The organism is Enterovibrio nigricans DSM 22720, assembly GCF_900167155.1.
GTDB lineage: Bacteria > Pseudomonadota > Gammaproteobacteria > Enterobacterales > Vibrionaceae > Enterovibrio > Enterovibrio nigricans.
In genome coordinates, this window is record NZ_FUXU01000001.1 from 170,027 (window position 1) to 190,446 (window position 20,420).

At 47.5% G+C, this 20,420-nt stretch carries 13 protein-coding genes; 12 read left to right on the top strand and 1 reads right to left on the bottom strand.

What is annotated here, in order from left to right:
* The first annotated feature begins 64 nt into the window (after window positions 1-64).
* From rsmC to B5D35_RS00740, 12 genes are all read left to right on the top strand, one after another.
* A complete protein-coding gene (rsmC, locus tag B5D35_RS00685; protein ID WP_078750707.1) occupies window positions 65-1,090 on the top strand; it encodes a 16S rRNA (guanine(1207)-N(2))-methyltransferase RsmC in 1,026 nt (341 codons plus the stop codon).
* 224 nt (window positions 1,091-1,314) lie between these two features.
* Window positions 1,315-4,695, top strand: a complete 3,381-nt coding sequence (locus tag B5D35_RS00690) for a hybrid sensor histidine kinase/response regulator (RefSeq protein ID WP_078750708.1) — start codon at window positions 1,315-1,317, stop codon at window positions 4,693-4,695.
* A gap of 800 nt (window positions 4,696-5,495) precedes the next feature.
* Entirely contained in the window at window positions 5,496-7,178 is a 1,683-nt protein-coding gene (locus tag B5D35_RS00695; RefSeq protein ID WP_078750709.1) for an ABC transporter substrate-binding protein, read from the top strand.
* A gap of 121 nt (window positions 7,179-7,299) precedes the next feature.
* On the top strand, window positions 7,300-8,286 hold the full coding sequence (locus B5D35_RS00700) for an ABC transporter permease (RefSeq protein ID WP_078750710.1): 987 nt from the start codon (window positions 7,300-7,302) through the stop codon (window positions 8,284-8,286).
* Window positions 8,287-8,288: 2 nt separating this feature from the next.
* Entirely contained in the window at window positions 8,289-9,314 is a 1,026-nt protein-coding gene (locus B5D35_RS00705) for an ABC transporter permease (RefSeq protein WP_078750711.1), read from the top strand.
* Complete coding sequence (locus B5D35_RS00710) at window positions 9,314-10,279, top strand: ABC transporter ATP-binding protein (RefSeq protein ID WP_078750712.1); 966 nt, start codon at window positions 9,314-9,316, stop codon at window positions 10,277-10,279. Before B5D35_RS00705 ends, B5D35_RS00710 begins: the two co-directional genes overlap by 1 nt.
* A 29-nt stretch (window positions 10,280-10,308) precedes the next feature.
* On the top strand, window positions 10,309-11,298 hold the full coding sequence (locus B5D35_RS00715) for an ABC transporter ATP-binding protein (RefSeq protein WP_078750713.1): 990 nt from the start codon (window positions 10,309-10,311) through the stop codon (window positions 11,296-11,298).
* Window positions 11,299-11,326: 28 nt separating this feature from the next.
* Complete coding sequence (locus tag B5D35_RS00720; protein WP_078750714.1) at window positions 11,327-13,033, top strand: glycoside hydrolase family 9 protein; 1,707 nt, start codon at window positions 11,327-11,329, stop codon at window positions 13,031-13,033.
* The gene (locus B5D35_RS00725) at window positions 13,026-13,904 is read left to right on the top strand and encodes a glucosamine kinase nucleotide-binding domain-containing protein (protein WP_078750715.1); all 879 of its coding nucleotides are present in this window, start codon (window positions 13,026-13,028) and stop codon (window positions 13,902-13,904) included. The genes B5D35_RS00720 and B5D35_RS00725 overlap by 8 nt, the downstream gene beginning before the upstream one ends.
* Window positions 13,905-13,907: 3 nt before the next feature.
* Window positions 13,908-15,824, top strand: a complete 1,917-nt coding sequence (locus tag B5D35_RS00730) for a beta-N-acetylhexosaminidase (protein WP_078750716.1) — start codon at window positions 13,908-13,910, stop codon at window positions 15,822-15,824.
* Between the two features lie 39 nt (window positions 15,825-15,863).
* Complete coding sequence (locus B5D35_RS00735) at window positions 15,864-18,269, top strand: glycoside hydrolase family 94 protein (RefSeq protein ID WP_078750717.1); 2,406 nt, start codon at window positions 15,864-15,866, stop codon at window positions 18,267-18,269.
* 56 nt (window positions 18,270-18,325) lie between these two features.
* On the top strand, window positions 18,326-19,738 hold the full coding sequence (locus B5D35_RS00740; RefSeq protein WP_078750718.1) for a phosphoglucomutase/phosphomannomutase family protein: 1,413 nt from the start codon (window positions 18,326-18,328) through the stop codon (window positions 19,736-19,738).
* Window positions 19,739-19,867: 129 nt separating this feature from the next.
* Here B5D35_RS00740 and B5D35_RS00745 read toward each other — a convergent pair whose 3' ends face one another.
* A complete protein-coding gene (locus B5D35_RS00745) occupies window positions 19,868-20,155 on the bottom strand; it encodes an MliC family protein (protein ID WP_078750719.1) in 288 nt (95 codons plus the stop codon).
* Between the last annotated feature and the right edge of the window lie 265 nt (window positions 20,156-20,420).

Below are 20,420 nucleotides of genomic sequence, written 5' to 3' on the forward strand. Positions count from 1 at the left end.
ATTGTTTCCACATTGCTGTCTTTGTGGGAGAATCCGCGCTCCATTTTGAATCCCAGAGGCATCCATGTCTTACAGCACTCCAAGCCAAGTGGTTGAGCGTCAACTTGAGTACTTCGACGGTAAACACGTCCTGCTTGCTGGCGAACTCGAAGATACGTTCGCAACGCAACTTCTGAGCACTGCAGCTAGCGTCAGCATCTTTACGACCAATCTTGCTTATGCCAATCAGATGAAGCGTTTTGACAACCTTAACGTGCAATTTGGTGCCAGCTATCAAGCACAACCAAATGTAGACATGGTGTTGTTGTATTGGCCAAAAGCCAAAGCGGAAGCCGAATTTTTACTCGCTATGCTCATGGCCGCATTAGGCAAAGACACTGAGATTGTCGTCGTCGGTGAAAACCGCAGTGGTGTGAAAAGCATCGAAAAGATGTTTCCTCCATACGGTCGCGTAACGAAATTTGATTCAGCCCGACGCTGCAGTTTCTACTGGGGCCAGTGCATCAATACGCCTGCACCGTTTAATATTGATGATTGGTATAAAAGCTACCCTCTCGATATCCACGGTCAGACACTGACCGTTCGCTCATTGCCGGGCGTATTCAGTCACGGCGAATTCGATGCAGGAAGCCAACTGCTACTCAATACGTTACCCGCGCTTAAAGGGGCAGTTTTAGATTTTGGTTGCGGTGCAGGTGTGATTGGCTCAGCGATCAAACTGCTCAATCCCAATGCGCATATCACCATGGTTGATATCAGTGCCTTAGCAGTAGAATCCGCCAAGGAAACGCTGCGTTTTAACAATCTTGACGGAACGGTACTGGCGTCTGATGTCTACAGCGATATCGACGGTCATTATGACAATGTGATCAGCAACCCTCCGTTCCATGCAGGGTTAAAAACGCACTATGCTGCGACAGAAACCTTCTTGGAACTTGCCCCAAAACACCTATCCAAAAACGGCCAATTGATGATTGTGGCAAATAGCTTTCTTCGCTATCCCGCGTTCATCGAATCAGCCTTTGGCCATTGCAACACACCAGCAAAAAACAACAAATTTGCCATTTATCACGCGATAAAAAACGCGTAATAACTACTTACCCAGCATGTTGGGCTACACCATAGCCCAACGTTAATTACGTTAATTTTGCGCCCCAGCACGTACTTCATTGATAACTTACTTGCCAACAAAAATTAAGTCCGTATAAGAGCCCGATAAGGATTATTTCATCTGCGCTTGCTTTCATAGCCGTCAAAACCGACAAATTCGGCTGAATTCCCGCGCTAATTGATTTTCACTTGTCAGGCAGAGACATGCAAAAGAAACAACGATTTAAGCGATTGCAGCATACGCTTATGCTCGCTTTCTTGGCGTTAAGTATCACGCCACTCACCTTGCTCGCGATTTTTTTCCTCGAATCCCACAGCAGTGACCTCGAAACCCAAAGCACCACGCATTTGGCGTTTCTCCGCGACAACAAACAAGAACAAATCAACAGTTACTTTGATGCTAAGCACTCCGAAGTAAAATCGTTTTCACGCTCTGAGTTAGCAACCGTCACAGGCGGACGCTTTTACGGGTTAGTTGCGTCGTTTCATTTATTGGGGGACACGCGGGAGGAAGCGAGAAAAATAGCTCGTAAAGACTATGGTAACGATGCGGGCAAAAATGCAGGTACCGAGGCAAACCCTACAAATGACAGTAACTATGTTGGCAGCGAGCGCTACCGACTATTACACAAACGTTATGACTGGGCGTTCAAGGAACATCTAAAACGTTCTGATTTTACCGATATTCTCCTCGTCGATATTGATGGGAATGTCGTGTATTCAGCGTTGAAAGAAAGTAACTTCGGCGCAAATTTACTCGAACCACTTTGGGCGAATACCGCCGTTGGTAACACATTTACAGAAATTCAAACACTCACTAACGCCTCCGCAAGCGACTTAGATTCGACACCGATTGCATTTACTGACTTTTCGCAGTCCAGCGATGGCAAACTTTACGCGTGGTTTGCAGCTCCTATTAAACAACAAGGCTACCTTCACAGCTATGTGTTGTTTAAGCTGCCCAATACTGCGCTGGCAAGCATGCTAAATGACAAACCACGAGAGAAAGGCTTTATTAGCTCTTTGGTGGTAGGCGCAGACTTAATTCCTCGCAATGCAAACGACTCACAACCTATTACACCCATCACTAGCTCAGCCATAGATGCAGCGCTATCAGGACTGACCGAAGTCGGTAGTTTTCTCGGTGCTGATGGCGAACGCGTACTAGGGGCTTATTCCCCAATATCCGTGTACGGCAATAAATGGGCACTTATTTTAGAGCTCCCCGAGGAAGAAGCGTTTGCGCGTATCTATCAGTTAGAGAAAATTTTCATCGTTGTCATGGTGATCGCTATCTTGCTTGTGGTATTTGCGTCTCACTTACTCTCCAACTCCATTACAGCGCCTTTGCTACGTTTAACATGGGCTGCGGAGCAAGTGTCTGCCGGTGACTTAGACCAAAAGATTAGCAGCACAGACCGTGACGATGAAATCGGAAGACTTGCTATTAGCTTCGCGCGGATGCAGCGTTCTGTACGAGAAAAATTGGCATTGATCCGAGAGCAAAACAAAGAGCTGGAACACAACATTCAAACCATCAAGCAAAAGAATGAAGAGTTACAGCAAGCCGACAGAATGAAAGATGACTTCCTCGCAACTACATCTCATGAACTGCGCACACCGTTGCACGGCATGATTGGTATTGCAGAGTCCATTCTTGCTGGCGTTGAAGGGCCATTGCCTGAACGACAGAAACTGCAGCTTCAAATGCTCATCAACAGTGGCGAAAGACTGTCTACGCTGGTTGATGATTTACTCGATTACCACAAAATGCGATATGGTGACCTTGAAATTTCACCACAAGCCGTTGATACCGCTACGGCTGCGCGTTTGGTAATTGAGCTTTCCAGTCATTTACTGGGTGGTAAACCTGTCCGTATTATTAACCAGTTGCCCATTGATCTGCCCCTTGTTAGGGCGGATGAACAACGCCTAGAGCAAGTGCTTTATAACTTGATAGGGAACGCGATTAAATATACGGACGAAGGGAAAATCATCATTTCTGCCACCATATTGGATGAGCAGATCCGCATTCAGGTCGTCGACACGGGACAGGGTATTCCTTCCGATCAACTGGAATATATCTTTGAACCTCTCACCCAAGCGTCAAGCAGCTCAAGTGCATACCGCCAAGGCGCAGGGCTTGGCCTGTCCATCAGTCGTCAACTTATCGATATTATGGGCGGACAACTTTATGTCAGTAGCCAGCCTATGGTCGGTACCACGTTCAGTTTTACGTTACCTATAGCCACGGAAGAGGACAAAGCCAAAACACGTTTATCTAAAAACGTACATTTTGCCGTACCAAAAGTCGATGCCGACACGTATGAAATTACTCAACTACCTGAAAATCCTGACGGACCCTTAATATTGGTTGTTGACGATGAGCCTGTAAATCTGCAAGTACTGAATAATTTTCTGAAGCTTGAGGGTTACCGCGTTAAAACGGTCGAAAATGGTCGCCAAGCTATTGAGTCAGTGACGATGGAGACCCCATCTCTGATGCTCCTTGATGTGATGATGCCCGAACTTAGCGGCTATGACGTGTGCGCACATTTGCGTGAGCGATATTCGCGTAGTGAGTTACCCATTATCATGCTGTCCGCACTCGGTCAGGTGCAGGACAAAGTCAAAGGGTTTGATGCTGGTGCCAACGACTATCTCACAAAGCCCTTCAACAAAGACGAATTGAGCGCGCGAATTCGCGCCTATATTGACGCCTCGCTGACCGAACAAGAGCGAGAGAAAAATCGTCAATTGAATGAAGAAATTAACGAAAGAGATCAGGTCGAAGCAGGGCTTCGTGAGGTTCAAAGCAGGCTGTTCGAAATGCTCGACTCGGCGTCAGAAGCCATTCTATGTGTGCAAGCTAACGGGAAAATCAGCTACGCCAATGATGCCTGCCATTCTGTTTTCCGTCTAAGTGCAGAGCAGTTAGAACGCCATCTTTTAGACGATTTCCTCGCGATGGCCCTGCCAGAAGCCAACAGAGGACACTATAGCGGCCAGATCAAGTTTAAAATTGATGGCGGGTTAGTAGATGTAAGCACTGATGTTATCGCCTTGCCTGATGCATCAGGATTGCACATGATGCTGATAATGGGCACAGGGGGGAAAGCGTCCTCCCATCGCGTTGAACAACTGGAAAAAGCAGTGGATGCACTCTCCGATTATGCTTTCGATGGTACGCTAGAAAAACTTCAACAATTGCGAGAACTCGGCGGCGAATTCACCCGTATGGCAGACAAGTTTTCAGGCAATCAGCCAGACAAGGCGGATGTTATCAGAGATACGCTCGTCAAAGTCATGCTCAGCACGTTGAGCTACTGGAGTGACTCTACTGGCAGGTCTAAATTCGACCTTGCAGAAGAAAGCGGTCTCTGGCGCGTATACCTTGACAGAAGCACACTTCAAACGCGAACGCTGGACAAATATTTACACGCGGAGACTGTACCTAAATCACCACGGTGGCGGACAGTACTCAACACGATAGATTTCGTGTTAGAACGGTGTACAGAACACAATCAACACCGAAGTGAAGTGGAGTTTTTAAGGGATAAACTTCAAGGCCTGATTACCCGTTAACCCAATCATCTCGAATAGCCTCTCATCGCAGAGGCTTTTTTATGCCCTCACCCCAAACGCTAAGCACCTGGCCTTCTTTACTCTTTACTTCCCCCTCGGCATTCATCCTTCGAGTAAAGCAATGTATCGCTACTAGTTCGCGTAGATACTCACTATTTCGAACGCTGATTCTCGGACTATTGTGTTGAATTCCCCACCGATGCGATATGCATGATTTAGCCCCCCTTATTCCACTTAATTTTTGACGCAAACATCGATTTCCCCGACTAAATAGCACAAGTCAAAAGAGGCCATTAGCTCTCAAAAAGTGGACATTTTTCAGTCATCAATACTTTTCACCCCATTAAGTTTCCGTTTATGAGAAGACACTCACAACAATACAACGTGCGATATTTTCAGCAGAAAATTAACGTTCAAATAGATAGTAGAACCTGATCACCAAAATAGAGAAGCAACTAATAAAGCAATTAACAAGAAGGATAAACGGATAGTAATCACTAACTTGTCACATTTAAAACGCAAGCTATCAGCGGTAATTTGACCCCGGTCAATAGGTGGTAATCTTCGTTAAAAACGTCACTTTTAACGTTTTTGACGCTACCCTTTCTGTTTTTAACGTTTTTAACGGGCGAGGCAATTGACCCAAAAGCGGAACCGGAGTTTCCTAGGCTTGCACTGAGCCTGCACGGCCATGTGAATAGCCAAGTTCACTTGTCTGGTTATTCATAGCGGGTTCCGGCCTGGCCAGTTTCTTTAAGGGTCAGATTCAAGTGAAACAAAGCAACTAGTAAGGAACAGCTATGCTTGCCAATTTAAAGAAAACAAAAATTGCAGTAGCCGTCGTTGCGGCCGCAGCGTCTGCTCTAGCAGCTCCGGTTGTTAGCGCTGCTGATAGAGTAGAACTAACAATTGTACCCGATACCTACCCACAACTTGTTCGTAACTTCAACCCGTACTTAGAAACAACGTTGAAAACAACTCTGGACTTCGTTTACGAGCCACTCGTTATTTTCAACCAGTTAGACGGTAACAAGCCAGTTATGCGTTTGGCGAAAGATTACACAGTTTCAGATGACCTGAAAAAAGTAACTTTCGAAATCCGTGAAGGCGTGAAATGGTCTGACGGTAAAGCGTTTACTGTTGAAGATGTGGCATACAGCTTTGACTTGATCCGCAATAACTCTGCACTTGATTTAGCAGGTAACGCGGCGCTAATCAAAGACGTCAAAGTGAAAGGCAACACTGTTGAAATTTCACTGACTGAAGCTAACGCTGCTGCTCCATTCGAACTCGTAACAACGCCTATCGTTCCTAAGCACGTATGGAGCAAAATCGACCAGCCAGAAGCGTTCCAGAACAAAACGCCTGTAGGTACTGGTCCTTTCACTGAGATCGATACTTTTACCAGCAACTTGTATGTTCAGTGTCAGAACCCTAACTACTGGGATGCAGCCAACCTAGAGGTTGACTGTCTGCGTATGCCTCTGATCGTAAACAACGATGGTCTGCTGTCTAAGATTGTTGCTTCAGAACTGGACTGGACTTCATCGTTCATTCCTGACATCGACGCTGTATATGCATCTGTAAACAAAGACCACAAATACTGGGCAGCTCCAGTAGGTTCTTCAGTTAACCTTTTGGTTAACTTCGAACACCCAGATGCAGCGAAAAACGAAGCGATGACTAACATCGACTTCCGTCGCGCAATGTCGACTGCTATCGACCGTCAATCTATCATTGACATCGCGTTCTACGGCGCAGGTTCTCCTAACCATTCGGCAGCGGGTATCGCAGCACTGTACCAAAGCTGGTCTAACCCAGAAACGTTCAATGCAGCGAAGAAATTCAACGATTACAACGTTACGTTCTCTAAAGAGCTTCTTGCGAAAGCAGGCTTTAAAGACACCAACGGTGACGGTTTCGTTGAAACTCCATCAGGCAAAAGCTTCGAGCTTGCAATCCAGACTCCTTCTGGCTGGACTGACTGGAACAACACTGCACAATTGGCAGCTGAAAACCTTGCTGACGTAGGCATCAAAGCGAAAGCAGTTACTCCAGACTTCGCTGTATACAACGAAGCAATGTCTGGCGGTACCTTCGACGTCGCTCTGACCAACTACTTCACTGGCCCAGATCCACACATGACTTGGGATTCAGGCTTCCACTCACGTTTCATGGGTGAAGTTGGTAACCCACGTTTCGCGATGCACCGCTTCAAAAACGCAGAAGTTGATTCGCTGCTAGAAACTTTCTACAGCACTGCTGACCAATCGAAGCAAATGGAAACTGCACACAAGATTGAAAAGATCCTTTCTGACAATCAAGTAGTTATTCCAGTGATGTCTGCTGCAAACGTATACCAGTTCAACGAGTCTCGTTTTACTGGTTGGTGGAGCGAAGACAACGCGAAAGGTCGTCCTCTGATTTGGCAAGGTGTTCCTGAGCGTCTGCTGCACGTTCTTGACCTAAAACCTAAAGCTTAATCTCTAAAAACAGGCGGTGCATCCGCACCGCCTGATTCCGCGAATAAGACAATCAGTACTTCTGACCTAAGGCGTTTAATTCTTTGGTCACGGCATCGTCGTGCCATTTAAGGTGTGAGTTATGGGATTTTTTCTTAATAGACTAGTTTTTTATTTTGGCGCATTGCTCATAGCAATCACGCTGAACTTTATTTTACCTCGCGCAATGCCAGGCGACCCTGTGACCATGATGTTCGCGAATGCGAGTGTACAGGTTACTCCGGAGCGTATCGCTGCGATGAAGGAGCTGCTGGGCTTTGTTGATGGTCCTATTTATGTACAGTTCTTCACTTACCTAAAAAGTATCTTTACTTGGGAACTGGGCATTTCCACCGCTTTCTACCCGATGACGGTCAACGAATTGATCGCGAACTCTCTGGGTTGGACTCTATTCTTGGCAGGTTGCTCAACAGTATTAGCATTCTGCGTCGGCTCGGTGCTCGGTATTTTTGCCGCTTGGAAACGCGGTAGTAAATTTGATGCAATGGTGTCCCCTGGTTTTATGGCACTTCAAGCCATTCCACCCGTTGTTATCGGCATGCTTATTCTTTTCATCTTTGGTATCACCCTGAAATGGTTCCCAACCTCTTACGGTATGCCGGAAGGTGCAATCATTGATTGGTTGAGTTGGGATACCTACACAGGTATCGCATACCACGCTGTTTTGCCTCTTATCTGTGCAACTGTCGCTCAGATTGGTGGCTTCCTAATCAACATGCGTAACAACATGATCAACCTGCTTAATGAAGACTACATCACCATGGCGAAAGGCAAAGGCCTTTCTGAAAACCGTGTTGTCTTTAACTACGCCGCACGAAATGCCCTACTCCCGACGGTAACAGCCCTGTCAATGGCTCTGGGTATGGCGATGGGTGGCCAGCTGGTCGTAGAGATGATTTTCCAATACCCAGGTCTCGGCAATGCCATGCTGAATGCGGTTAACGGTCGTGACTACCAAGTTCTACAAGGTCTTCTCATCATGATCACTATCGTTATGTTAACCATGAACTTTGTTGCTGACGTGCTGATTGTGGCGCTTGACCCACGCCTGCGCAAGGGAGGCAAATAATCATGAAAGACTTATTCAAAATCATTAAAGGAAACCCAAAAGCGTTGACTGGCGTTTCCATTATCATCCTGTTCATCTTTGTCGCGGTGTTTGCACCTTTTCTGTCGAAACACGATCCACAGAAGCGCTCGGGCAATCCGCATGAATACCCTGCGTTTGTAGTGAAAGCTGCACAAGCGAGCCCAGACGGCTGGGTAGCAGAGAACTTAGCTGACAACGCGCGTCGTCTACGTATGTCAAAAGATGCAGAGCATGTTTTGGGAACCACGCGACTGGGCCGTGACATTTGGTCACAAGTTGCTCACGGTGCACGTACCTCTCTGCTTGTTGGTTTCACCGCCGGTATCTTCGTCTGTGTGGTTGCAACGATCATCGGTATTTCTGCAGGTTACTTCGGTGGACGCGTTGATAACATCTTATCCGGTGCAATGAACGTCATGCTGGTTATGCCTCAGCTCCCGATCGTCATGGTGGTCGCCGCCTTTGTTGGTCAGGCAGGTCCATTAACCATCGCGGTGGTAATAGCCCTCACCTCCTGGGCGTGGGGGGCAAGGGTAATTCGCTCGCAAACTCTGGCGATTCGTGAAAAAGAATTTATCAAAGCGGCTGAAGTACTGGGTGAATCTAAATTCCGTATTCTGTTCGTTGAAATTCTACCAAACCTGATCCCTCTGGTCGGCGCAAGCTTCATCGGCTCGGTGATGTACGCCATCCTGACGGAATCTGTACTGTCTTTCATCGGTATGGGTAGTCCAAGCTCTGTTAGCTGGGGTTCCATGCTCTACAACGTGCGTACCTCTTCCGCAATGCAATTGGGCATATGGTGGGAAGTATTAGCACCGTGTATCGCACTGAGTTTGCTTTCTTTCGCACTGGCATTGTTCAACTTTGCTGTCGATGAAATTGCGAACCCACAATTGCGCGCACAAAAAGGCCTTAAACGCTGGAAAAAAATGCAAGCAGAAGAGTCAAAGTCACGCACACAAACTGAACTGACTCCACAAGCAGCATTGAGCGGAGAAAAATAATGAATGATGCACAACTACAAATCCGCAACCTATGTGTTGACTATATTACCGACGCGGGCGATGTCCGCGCGGTAAACAATGTAAGTTTTGATATTGGCAAAGGTGAAGTATTCGGTCTGGCAGGTGAATCAGGGTGTGGTAAATCCACCGTTGCATTCTCTTTGATGCGCCTTCACAAGCCACCAGCCTACATCAGTGGCGGTGAAGTGTTCTTCAACGGCGAAGACATCATGAAATACAGCGACGAGCGCATGAGCCGCTTCCGCTGGAAAGAGATGTCGATGGTGTTTCAGTCTGCAATGAACGCACTGAACCCAGTACTGACCATGGAAGAACAATTTTGTGACGTTATCATGCGTCACACCAATATGACCCGTGAGCAGGCGAAACGCCGAGCTGAAGGTCTGTTGGAAATCGTTGATATTCACCCAAGCCGTTTGAGCGACTTCCCTCACCAATTCTCTGGTGGTATGCGTCAGCGTTTGGTTATCGCGATTGCGTTGGCCCTGAATCCGAAAATGATCATCATGGATGAGCCAACGACTGCGCTCGACGTGGTGGTACAGCGCGAGATCCTGCAAAAAATTTACGCCCTTAAAGAAGAGTTCGGCTTCTCAATCTTGTTCATCACGCACGATCTGTCGTTGATGGTCGAGTTTACTGACCGAATCGGCATCATGTATGCGGGTCAATTGATTGAAGTTGCACCGTCTAAAGAAATTCTGAAAAACCCGTATCACCCATATACCGAAGGTCTTGCTAGCTCGTTCCCTCCACTGACGGGACCAAAAACACACCTATCTGGCATTCCAGGCAACCCATTGAACTTGCTTGAAATTCCGCAGGGCTGTCGTTTCCAAGCGCGTTGTAGCAAAGCACAAGATAACTGTTTCAAAGTGGCAAATACCCTAACGCAAGTCGAGCCGACCCGTTTCACCAACTGCCACCGTTTTACTGGCAAGTAATCAGGCGATAGAGACTTGTAGGAGTGAGCATGACTAAAGAATTAGGCCAACCAATTGTTGAAGGGAAAAACCTGGTTAAGGATTTCCCTATCAGCAGCAACACGCTGAATAAGCCAATGATGCGTGCCCTGAATGACGTGTCATTCAAATTGTATAAAAGCCGCGGTCTGTCAGTAGTAGGTGAATCCGGTTCGGGTAAATCGACGACTGCAAAAATGATTGCAAAGATGTATGCCCCAACATCAGGCTGCATCGAATACAAAGGACGCGATATTGCGTCGATCACCAAAAGAGACGACTTGATGCACTACCGCGAAGGTGTGCAAATGGTTTGGCAAGACCCGTTTGGTTCGTTAAACCCAACGCAAAATATTTTCCACCACATTGCGCGTCCGCTGCACATTCATAAGAAAGCGAGCAGCAACCCGAAAGAGTTGGAAGAGCAAGTGTACGAACTGCTAAATCAAGTAGGCCTTACACCACCAAAAGAAACCGCACAGAAATACCCTCACCAGCTTTCTGGTGGCCAGCGCCAACGTGTAAACCTCGCACGCAACATCGCTGTGGGTGCAGAAGTTGTACTGGCAGATGAACCAACCTCAATGCTCGACGTTTCTATCCGCGCAGGTGTTTTAAACCTGATGGAAGAGATGAAGTTCGAGAAAGAGATGGCGCTGCTTTACATCACACACGATATCGCAACAGCACGCTATATCGCGGAAGATCTGGCGGTAATGTACGTCGGACACATGGTTGAGTGGGGTGATTGTGAAGAAATCATTCACCGTCCTCAGCACCCATACACACGTCTGTTGGTATCAGCGGTTCCAGATCCATCAAAGTCAATCCACCAGGAATTGGAAGGCAACAAAGGCGAGATTCCTTTGTGGACACCAGATTCTGTGGGCTGTCCTTTTGCGGGTCGCTGTCTGCACTCAACGGAAAAATGTCGTCAAGCGTTACCTCCAGTTACCAAACTGGCGGATAACCACTTTGTTCGCTGCTACCTGTTCGAGTGATCCTCGAACGCGTTTTTTAGGAGTTACAATGCAGCTGTTGACCAACCATATTGGCTACGAGCGCCTAGGCACCAAGCAAGCGCTGATTATTGCAACACAATCTGTCTCTGAAACACTTGCCGATATTGTTGATTGTTCAACCGGACAATCCGTGATGCAGCTGCCTGTTCATGCTTGTGGTTCAGTGGACCAATGGCATACCGGCGACGTATATCGTATCGACTTCTCCGCTCTTGAAAAGAGCGGAGAGTACTGCGTAAAAGTCGGAGACACTGTGTCTCCGGCTTTTTCAGTTGCAGACGGTATCCTTTTTGATCGCACCTTTTCTGATGTGATCCACTACTTTAAATCTCAGCGTTGTACAGGCACGTTTGATCTACAAGATCGCGCCGCGCCAATTTTGGGCACAGATCGTCGCGTTGATGTTCACGGTGGATGGTACGACGCGTCGGGCGACGTCAGTAAGTACTTCAGCCACCTTTCCTATGGGAACTACCTTAACCCTCAGCAAATTCCAATGGTTATTTGGAATATGCTACACGCAACAGAAGCCCTTTCCGGGTCCGTTGCTAAATTCACTTGTACCCGCCTGTTAGATGAAGCCCTATTTGGTGCCGACTTCTTGGTTCGTATGCAAGACACTGAAGGATTCTTTTACACCACCGTGTTTGACAAGTGGAGTAAAGACACGTCCCAACGCGAAATCTGCGCCTACGAAACCCAAAAAGGCCACAAAACTGAGGCTTATCAAGCGGCTTTCCGACAAGGTGCTGGTGTCGCGATTGCCGCATTGGCAAAAGCTGCGCGCTTCGGAGTATCTGGTGAGTTCGATATCGACACTTACCAAAAGACTGCCGAAACTGCCTATTGGCACCTAAAAGAAAAGAATACCGACTATCTCGATGACGGTGTTGAAAACACCATCGATTTCTATTGTGCGCTTTTGGCTGCGACAGAACTTTTCAAACTCACAGCACGCCAAGCTTATTTAGACGAAGCGCGTACTTGGGCAAACCGACTCGCTGAACAGCAGCAAAGTGATGACACTATCGCGCACTTCTGGTCAGCAAATGACGACGGCTCAAGACCTTATTTTCATGCTGCTGAAGCAGGGCTGCCAGCGATTTCACTGATACAGTACCTGACTATCGAAACCCATGAAGAACGCAACGCGAAATTCACACAAATTGTTCAAAATGCGCTGACGTTCGAACTCGCTATCACCTCGGAAGTGAACAACCCGTTTGGCTATCCACGTCAGTACATCAAAAACGTCGATGCGGATAAACGCACCAGTTTCTTTGTTGCACAGCGCAACGAAACCGCATACTGGTGGCAAGGCGAAAATGCCCGTTTAGGCTCACTGGCTGCGATGGCATTTATGGCTGCGTCTCTTCCTGCACACCATTCGTTAAAGAAAGCACTGCGCGAATACGGTCAAAATACCCTGAACTGGATTGTGGGCCTGAACCCTTACAATATGTGCATGTTGGACGGTCACGGTCGCAACAACCCTGACTATTTGCCAGAGCTTGGCTTTTTCAACGCAAAAGGCGGTATTTGTAATGGTATTACCGCGGGCTTTGACAATGAGCGCGACATTGCTTTCAACCCTGTAGATCAAAAGGACGAGATCCTTCAGAACTGGCGCTGGGGCGAACAGTGGATCCCTCATGGTGCGTGGTACTTGTTAGCTGTTGCAATGCAAAAGAAGGATCTCTTAACCCATGAGTAAATTCTTTTGTGGCGTAGATGGCGGAGGCACCTCATGCCGAGCACGCATCGTCAACGACCAAGGTCAATTTCTTGGCGAAGCCAAAACCGGCAGTGCCAACATCCTGTTGGGTGTAGAACTTGCCATGGAAAACATCCAACTCGCGATCACCCAAGCTGCTGACCAAGCTGGTATTACAGACCTTTCGACTCTATCGGTCGGGATGGCACTGGCGGCCGCAGAGCAAAAGTCTGCGTGGTACGACTTTATGGCTCTGTCTCATCCGTATAAACACATCACGTTAAACACCGATGGATACGGTGTTTGCATGGGTGCGTTCAACGGTGAAAACGGAGCCATCGCTATAGCAGGTACTGGTTCTGTCGGTATTTATCTGAATAACGGCCACCAGCATGTTATCGGCGGACGAGAATTCCCTATTTCGGATCAAGGTGGCGGTGCAGTAATGGGTCTTCGCCTTATTCAACAAACCCTGTTAGCCCATGATGGTCTGCGTAGATCCTCTGAACTCGTAGAGTATGTGCTATCCCACTTTAACAATGATCTTGACGCCATTGTGACTTGGTCGAAAACCGCGATGCCTCGCGACTACGGTCAATTCAGTCCGAAAATTTTCGAACGCGCAATGGAGCGAGATGAACTTGCCATGGAGTTACTGCAGGACACAGCGGAAGACATAGAGCGACTCATTTTCGGACTTAACCGCAAAGGTGCTAATCAAATAGCACTGATGGGAAGTATTGGAGAGCGCATCGTTCCTTGGTTATCACCCGCTGCGCAGTCGTTGCTAGTTCAACCCAAGGCGGATGCCATGTCCGGCGCCATTTTGATGGCTCGTGGCAATCACAACCTTTATCCGTTTTCGAGGTAAGTAATGACATTTCGCTTAGATTTCAACGCGATTGACGTAAAACCGGAAAACAGCCGTTTTGCGTTGGTATTTCATAACCTCTCTGAGAAGAACATAGAAAAATGGCAGCTTACTTTCAGTGTAAGCCGTTATGTCTATCCAGAAAGTGTTTCTCATGGAAACTTTAGGCAGATTGGTAGCCTTTGTATTTTCGAAACAGGCGAACCACTCAATGCTAACGAACATCTCTATCTAGAGTTCACGCACCGTACCAAGCCATTCTCACTGCACGATGAGGGTATTGGCGATGCGTGTTTATTGGTGACAACAGAAGACGGCATTACTGCCTATCCAGTGGAAACTCCGCCAATCAACCTTGGCGTACCGACACCCGAACGTGTACCTCTGTCTTTGCCTGAACCAAAAGCCATCAATCTGATCCCACAGCCAAAAGCCTTGGTTGAAACCTCCGGTCAGTTTGCCATCATGGACGATTGTGCGATCGCCGTTCGTTCTGATGAAGCTAAGTTGGCTGCACAGTGGTTATCAGAAGAAATGTCATCTCATGTGCGTAAAGACATCACGGTAAAGCAAGAAGGTCAGATCCAATTTGTTGTGGACAAGCAACTTAAAGGTGAACGCTACCGCCTGAGCGTTAAGCCAACAGGCATAGTGATCAGCGCGACCGAAGCCAGCGGCTTTACGCATGGTGTATCTACCTTGCTGCAATTGCTGCCTGTTCAAGCGACACATCGACACTATTTCGCCTACGCAATCCCATGCGTGGAAATTGAAGATCATCCTCGCTTTGGTTATCGCGGCATGATGCTGGACTGTGCGCGCCACTTTCATCCCGTGCGCCGCATCAAAGATCTGATCAACCAACTGGCACGATTCAAGTTCAACCACTTCCATTGGCACCTTACAGACGATGAGGGTTGGCGTATTCAAATCGATGCCTACCCTGAACTGACCGAAATCGGTGCATGGCGTGGACCTTTTGAAGCAATAGAGCCGCAATACACCACACTGTCGAAGATCCATGGGGGTTTCTACACCAAAGATGACATCCGCGAGGTTATTGCTTACGCAGAGAGACGTGGCATTACAGTGGTTCCTGAAATTGATATTCCAGGGCACTGTCGCGCTGCAATTAAGTCATTGCCACAGCTTCTGGTTGAAGATGCAGACAAATCCATTTACGCCAGTATTCAGAACTTTAACGATAACGTTTTGAACCCTGGGTTAAAAGGTACGTATACCTTTTTGGAAACAGTTCTGAAGGAAGTCAGCGATCTGTTTCCTGCTCCATATGTACACATTGGAGCGGATGAAGTACCGGAAGGTGTATGGATTAACAGCCCTGCGTGCCAAGCATTAATGAAAACGCACGGTTACAAAGATTTTAAAGATCTTCAAGGACATATACTTCGCCATTGCGAAGATTTTCTCAGCACGAAAGGCAAACAAATGTTTGGCTGGGAAGAAGTCGTGTTCGGCGACAAAGTCAGCAAAGATACTGTGATCTTCTCGTGGATTAGCGACCAATCTGGATTGGATTGTATCCAAAATGGATACAATGTCGTCCTGCAGCCAGGGCAGGCCACCTATCTCGATATGGTTCAATACTACTCAGCGGATGAGCCGGGAACTGACTGGGCTGCCAAGGTGCCACTTGAAGCGGCTTATCACTATGAACCACTTGGGAATTCCAAAGTAACAGCTGAGGAATTCAGCAAAGTGAAAGGCATTCAGTGTGCACTGTGGTGCGAAGCTACAAATACCCAAAGCCGCTTCGAATACATGCTCTTCCCTCGCCTACTGGCGGTTGCAGAGGTGTGTTGGAGTGCCAAGGAACAAAGAGATTGGGCAGATTTTCAAGCTCGTCTCAGCGGACAACTGCAATACCTAGATCGTCTAGGTATTAACTATCGTCGGTAATTTTTTTAATTTTTTGAGATTTGTAAAAGGATACACGCCATGAAATACGGCTTTTTCGATAACGATAACCGGGAATATGTCATTACCCGCCCTGACGTACCGGCGCCATGGACCAACTATTTAGGTACAGAGAAGTTCTGTACCGTTATTTCACACAATGCTGGTGGCTACTCGTTCTACAACAGCCCTGAGCACAACCGTGTGACTAAATTCCGTCCAAACGGCACGTTTGATCGTCCAGGTCATTATGTTTACCTTCGTGATGATGAAACAGGCGACTACTGGTCAATCTCATGGCAACCAGTAGCAAAGAGCCTGGAAGAAGCAACGTACGAAGTGCGTCACGGTCTGTCTTACTCCAAATTCAAGTGCGAGTACAACGGCATCACCGCCCAAAAAACGCTGTTCGTCCCGAAAGGTGAAGATGCGCAAATTTGGGATGTGAAAATCAAGAATGACAGCGATAAGCCACGCACAATCAGTGCGTTCTCTTTCGTTGAGTTCTCGTTCAGCCACATTCAATCAGACAACCAAAACCATCAGATGAGCCTGTACTCAGCGGGTACCTCTTATAATGATGGCGTTCTAGAGTACGACCTGTACTACAACACCAACGATTACGAAGGCTTCTACTACATGGCGTCTAGCTTCGATCCTGATAGCTATGATGGCCAACGCGACAGCTTCCTCGGTATGTACCGTGACGAAGCAAACCCAATTGCTGTAGAGAAAGGCCGCTGTTCTAACCACGTTCAGACGTGTTACAACCACTGTGGTTCTCTTCACAAGCAATTCGTAATTCAGCCAGGCGAAGAAGTACGTTTTGTCTACTTGCTGGGCATCGGTAAAGGCGAAGGCCAACGTCTGCGTGCGAAATACCAAGACATGGCAAACGTTGATGCTGCTTTTGCTGACATCAAAACACACTGGGATACCCGTTGTAACAAGTTCCAAGTGAAATCGCCAAACGAAGGTCTGGACACCATGATCAACGCATGGACCCTGTACCAAGCTGAAACCTGCGTGGTTTGGTCACGCTTTGCATCATTCATCGAAGTTGGCGGCCGTACGGGTCTGGGCTACCGTGATACTGCACAAGATGCGATCTCTGTACCGCATTCAAACCCAGCAATGACGCGTAAACGCCTTGTTGACCTGCTACGCGGTCAAGTGAAGGCGGGGTATGGTCTGCACCTGTTCGATCCGGATTGGTTCGATCCAGAGAAAGCGGATGTTAAACCTTCTAAGTCGCCAACCGTTGTTCCAACGCCAAGCGATGAAGACAAAATCCACGGTATCGATGACACCTGTTCTGATGACCACCTGTGGATTGTCCCAACCATCATTAACTTCATCACAGAAACCGGTGAAGAAAGCTTCTTAGATGAGTCTATTCCATACGCAGACGGCGGCAACGCAACTGTGTATGAACACATGAAAGCCGCACTGGACTTCTCGGCTGAATACATCGGTCAGACCGGTATCTGTAAAGGTCTGCGTGCAGACTGGAATGACTGTCTGAACCTGGGTGGTGGTGAATCATCTATGGTGTCTTTCCTGCACTTCTGGGCGCTACAAGAGTTCATTGAGCTGGCGAAGTACCGTGGCAACGAAGAAGATGTTCAGAAATACACAGTCATGGCAGCTAACGTGCGCGAAGCATGTGAAAAGCACCTGTGGGACGAAGAAGGTGGCTGGTACATCCGTGGCCTGACAAAAGACGGCGACAAGATCGGTACTGCACAGCAAACTGAAGGCCGTGTACACCTTGAGTCAAACACACTCGCCGTTCTGTCAGGTCTAGCGTCACAAGATCGCGGTGAAAAAGCGATGGACGCGGTAGATGAAAACCTGTTCTGTGAGTACGGACTACATCTGAATTCACCATCGTTCTCTACGCCAAATGATGACATCGGCTTTGTAACCCGCGTGTATCAAGGCGTGAAAGAAAACGGTGCTATCTTCTCACATCCAAACCCATGGGCTTGGGTTGCAGAAGCGAAACTGGGCCGTGGTGACCGTGCGATGAAGTTCTACGACGCACTGAACCCATACAACCAAAACGACATGATCGAGAAGCGTGTTGCTGAACCATACTCTTACGTTCAGTTCATCATGGGTCGCGACCACGAAAGCCATGGCCGAGCAAATCACCCTTGGCTGACGGGCACGTCAGGCTGGGCATACTTCGCAGTGACCAACTTCATCTTGGGTGTTCAAACTGGCTTCGACGGCCTGACCGTGAACCCTTGTATCCCAACAAGTTGGCCGGGTTTTGAGGTTCGTCGTGAATGGCGCGATGCGACTTACCAAATCAAAGTTGAGAACCCTAACGGCGTTAGCAAAGGCGTGAAATCAATCACTCTGAACGGTGAGCCAGTTGAAGGTGCAATCCCTGCACAAGCAGCAGGTTCAGTGAACAACGTGGTTGTCGTACTGGGCTAATAAAAAAGGAGGGCACTCTGCCCTCCTTTTATTCCGTTTTAGAAAGGAGTTCTACCATGATTCAATTTGGTACCGGCGGATGGCGAGCCTTCATTGGTGAAGAATTTACCAAAGACAACGTACGCTTGGTTGCGCAATCTCTTGCAAATATCATGATCACAGAGAACGCATGCGAACCAGGCTTCGTCATTGGATACGACCGCCGTTTTCTCTCTGATAAAGCCGCTGCTTGGTTATCAGAAGTACTGGCAGCAAACGGCATTACCGTCAGCTTTATCGACAAATACGTCCCAACGCCTATCGTGATGTTCAAGGCGAAAGAGATGGAAGCACATTACTCCGCGTGCATCACAGCCTCTCACAACCCTGCTGACTACAATGGCATAAAGGTGTTCATCCAAGGTGGTCGTGACGCTGATGAAATCATCACCGCCAAAATCGAAGAACAAATCAGTCAGCTTCAACTTAGCGATGTAAAGTCGATTGATTTTGAGGACGCACAAACCCAAGGCCTGATTCAAATCATCAACCCGATGAACGAATTCGTCGATTCAATCATCAACTTCATTGATATTGAAGCGATCAAAGCCGCTAACCTGCGCGTGCTGATCGACCCAATGTTCGGCGTGGCAAAGAACGCTCTGCAAACGGTATTGATCTCAGGTCGCTGTGATGTTGATGTTATCAATGACGGTGAGAATCCAGGTTTTGGCGGCTTGATGCCATCACCGAGCGCTGCCACCCTTTATCGTTTGAAGCATATGGTCGCCCACGAAGGCTATGACATTGGTATCGGAACCGATGGCGATGCAGACCGCTTGGGTATCATTGACGAAAAAGGTAACTTTATTCACCCGAACGAAGTTCTACTGCTGCTGTACTATTACATGTTGGAGTACAAAGGCTGGAAAGGTTCTGTGGTGCGTAACATCGCAACGACACACCTTCTGGACAAGGTTGCTGCAGCACACGATGAGAAAAGCTTTGAGGTGCCTGTTGGCTTCAAACACATCAGTTCTCAAATGGAAGCAGATGACTCGTTGATCGGCGGTGAAAGCTCGGGCGGTTTAACCATTCGTGGGCACATCAAAGGCAAAGATGGCGTGTTTGCGTCAAGCCTGCTGGTTGAAATGATCAGTGTCACAGGCAAGAAGCTGTCAGAGTTGCTGGATGAAATCTACGGTAAATATGGCTACGCCTATACCGCAGAGGGTGACTGCACATTCAAAGCGTCACAACGTGAAGAACTCTACAACAAGATTTACGTTGAAAAAGCACTGCCTGAGTTTGCCTATGAAGTCGAAAAAGTCAGCTACGCAGATGGTCTTAAAGTGTACTTTAAGAACGGCGGTTGGGCATTGGCACGCTTCTCTGGCACTGAGCCTCTGTTGCGTATTTTTGTCGAATGGGAAGACAAAGAAACGGCTGAAGCATTAGTACAACAAATCAAAGAGTTCCTGTACGTATAGCCCTAAACATACATTGGCTACCCATTTGTTTTGTCTACATAGTATTTATGCATACAAGCCCATGGGGTTATAGCGAAAGGGTAGCTCCTGCTACCCTTTCTTAATATACAACAGTAAAAGGGCTTTAAATCAGTGAAGTAGGCATTCTCTCAGTGTCTCGTCACCCCACACCAACATCGCCTCTTTGCCTTTTCCATAAAGCCCCGTATTACCGCTATCAGATTGGTATTGAACACCAGAAGCAGAGCGAATTCTTGGCAACACCTTCTCTTCACCATCAAACCGAACCAGTGCCGACTCCGATGTGAGTAGAGCTTCAAATGCTTGGTCATTCTCACAAGCATATTGGCTGGGTAACGTAGCGCTACACCCAGCAACTAGAAATAAAAATACGATAGAAACGGCAGTCTTATTCATGGCGTACTCTCCATCAATTCTATTTAATCAGATACATACCACCCTTGGATCTTTCAATATAACAACATGAAAGACAGCAATAAGGTCAGCGCTAAGTCACACATTCTATGTTGAGCGCATTTATTTTCGCCGTCTAAGTTATATGCCTGCATTTTCATGCATGCAAAAAAGGCCCAAACCCGAATGCACTATGACTCGTAGTTATTTTTTGCAATCACACGCATTGCATCTATCTGCATGAATTTGATTCCATAAAATAACCCAA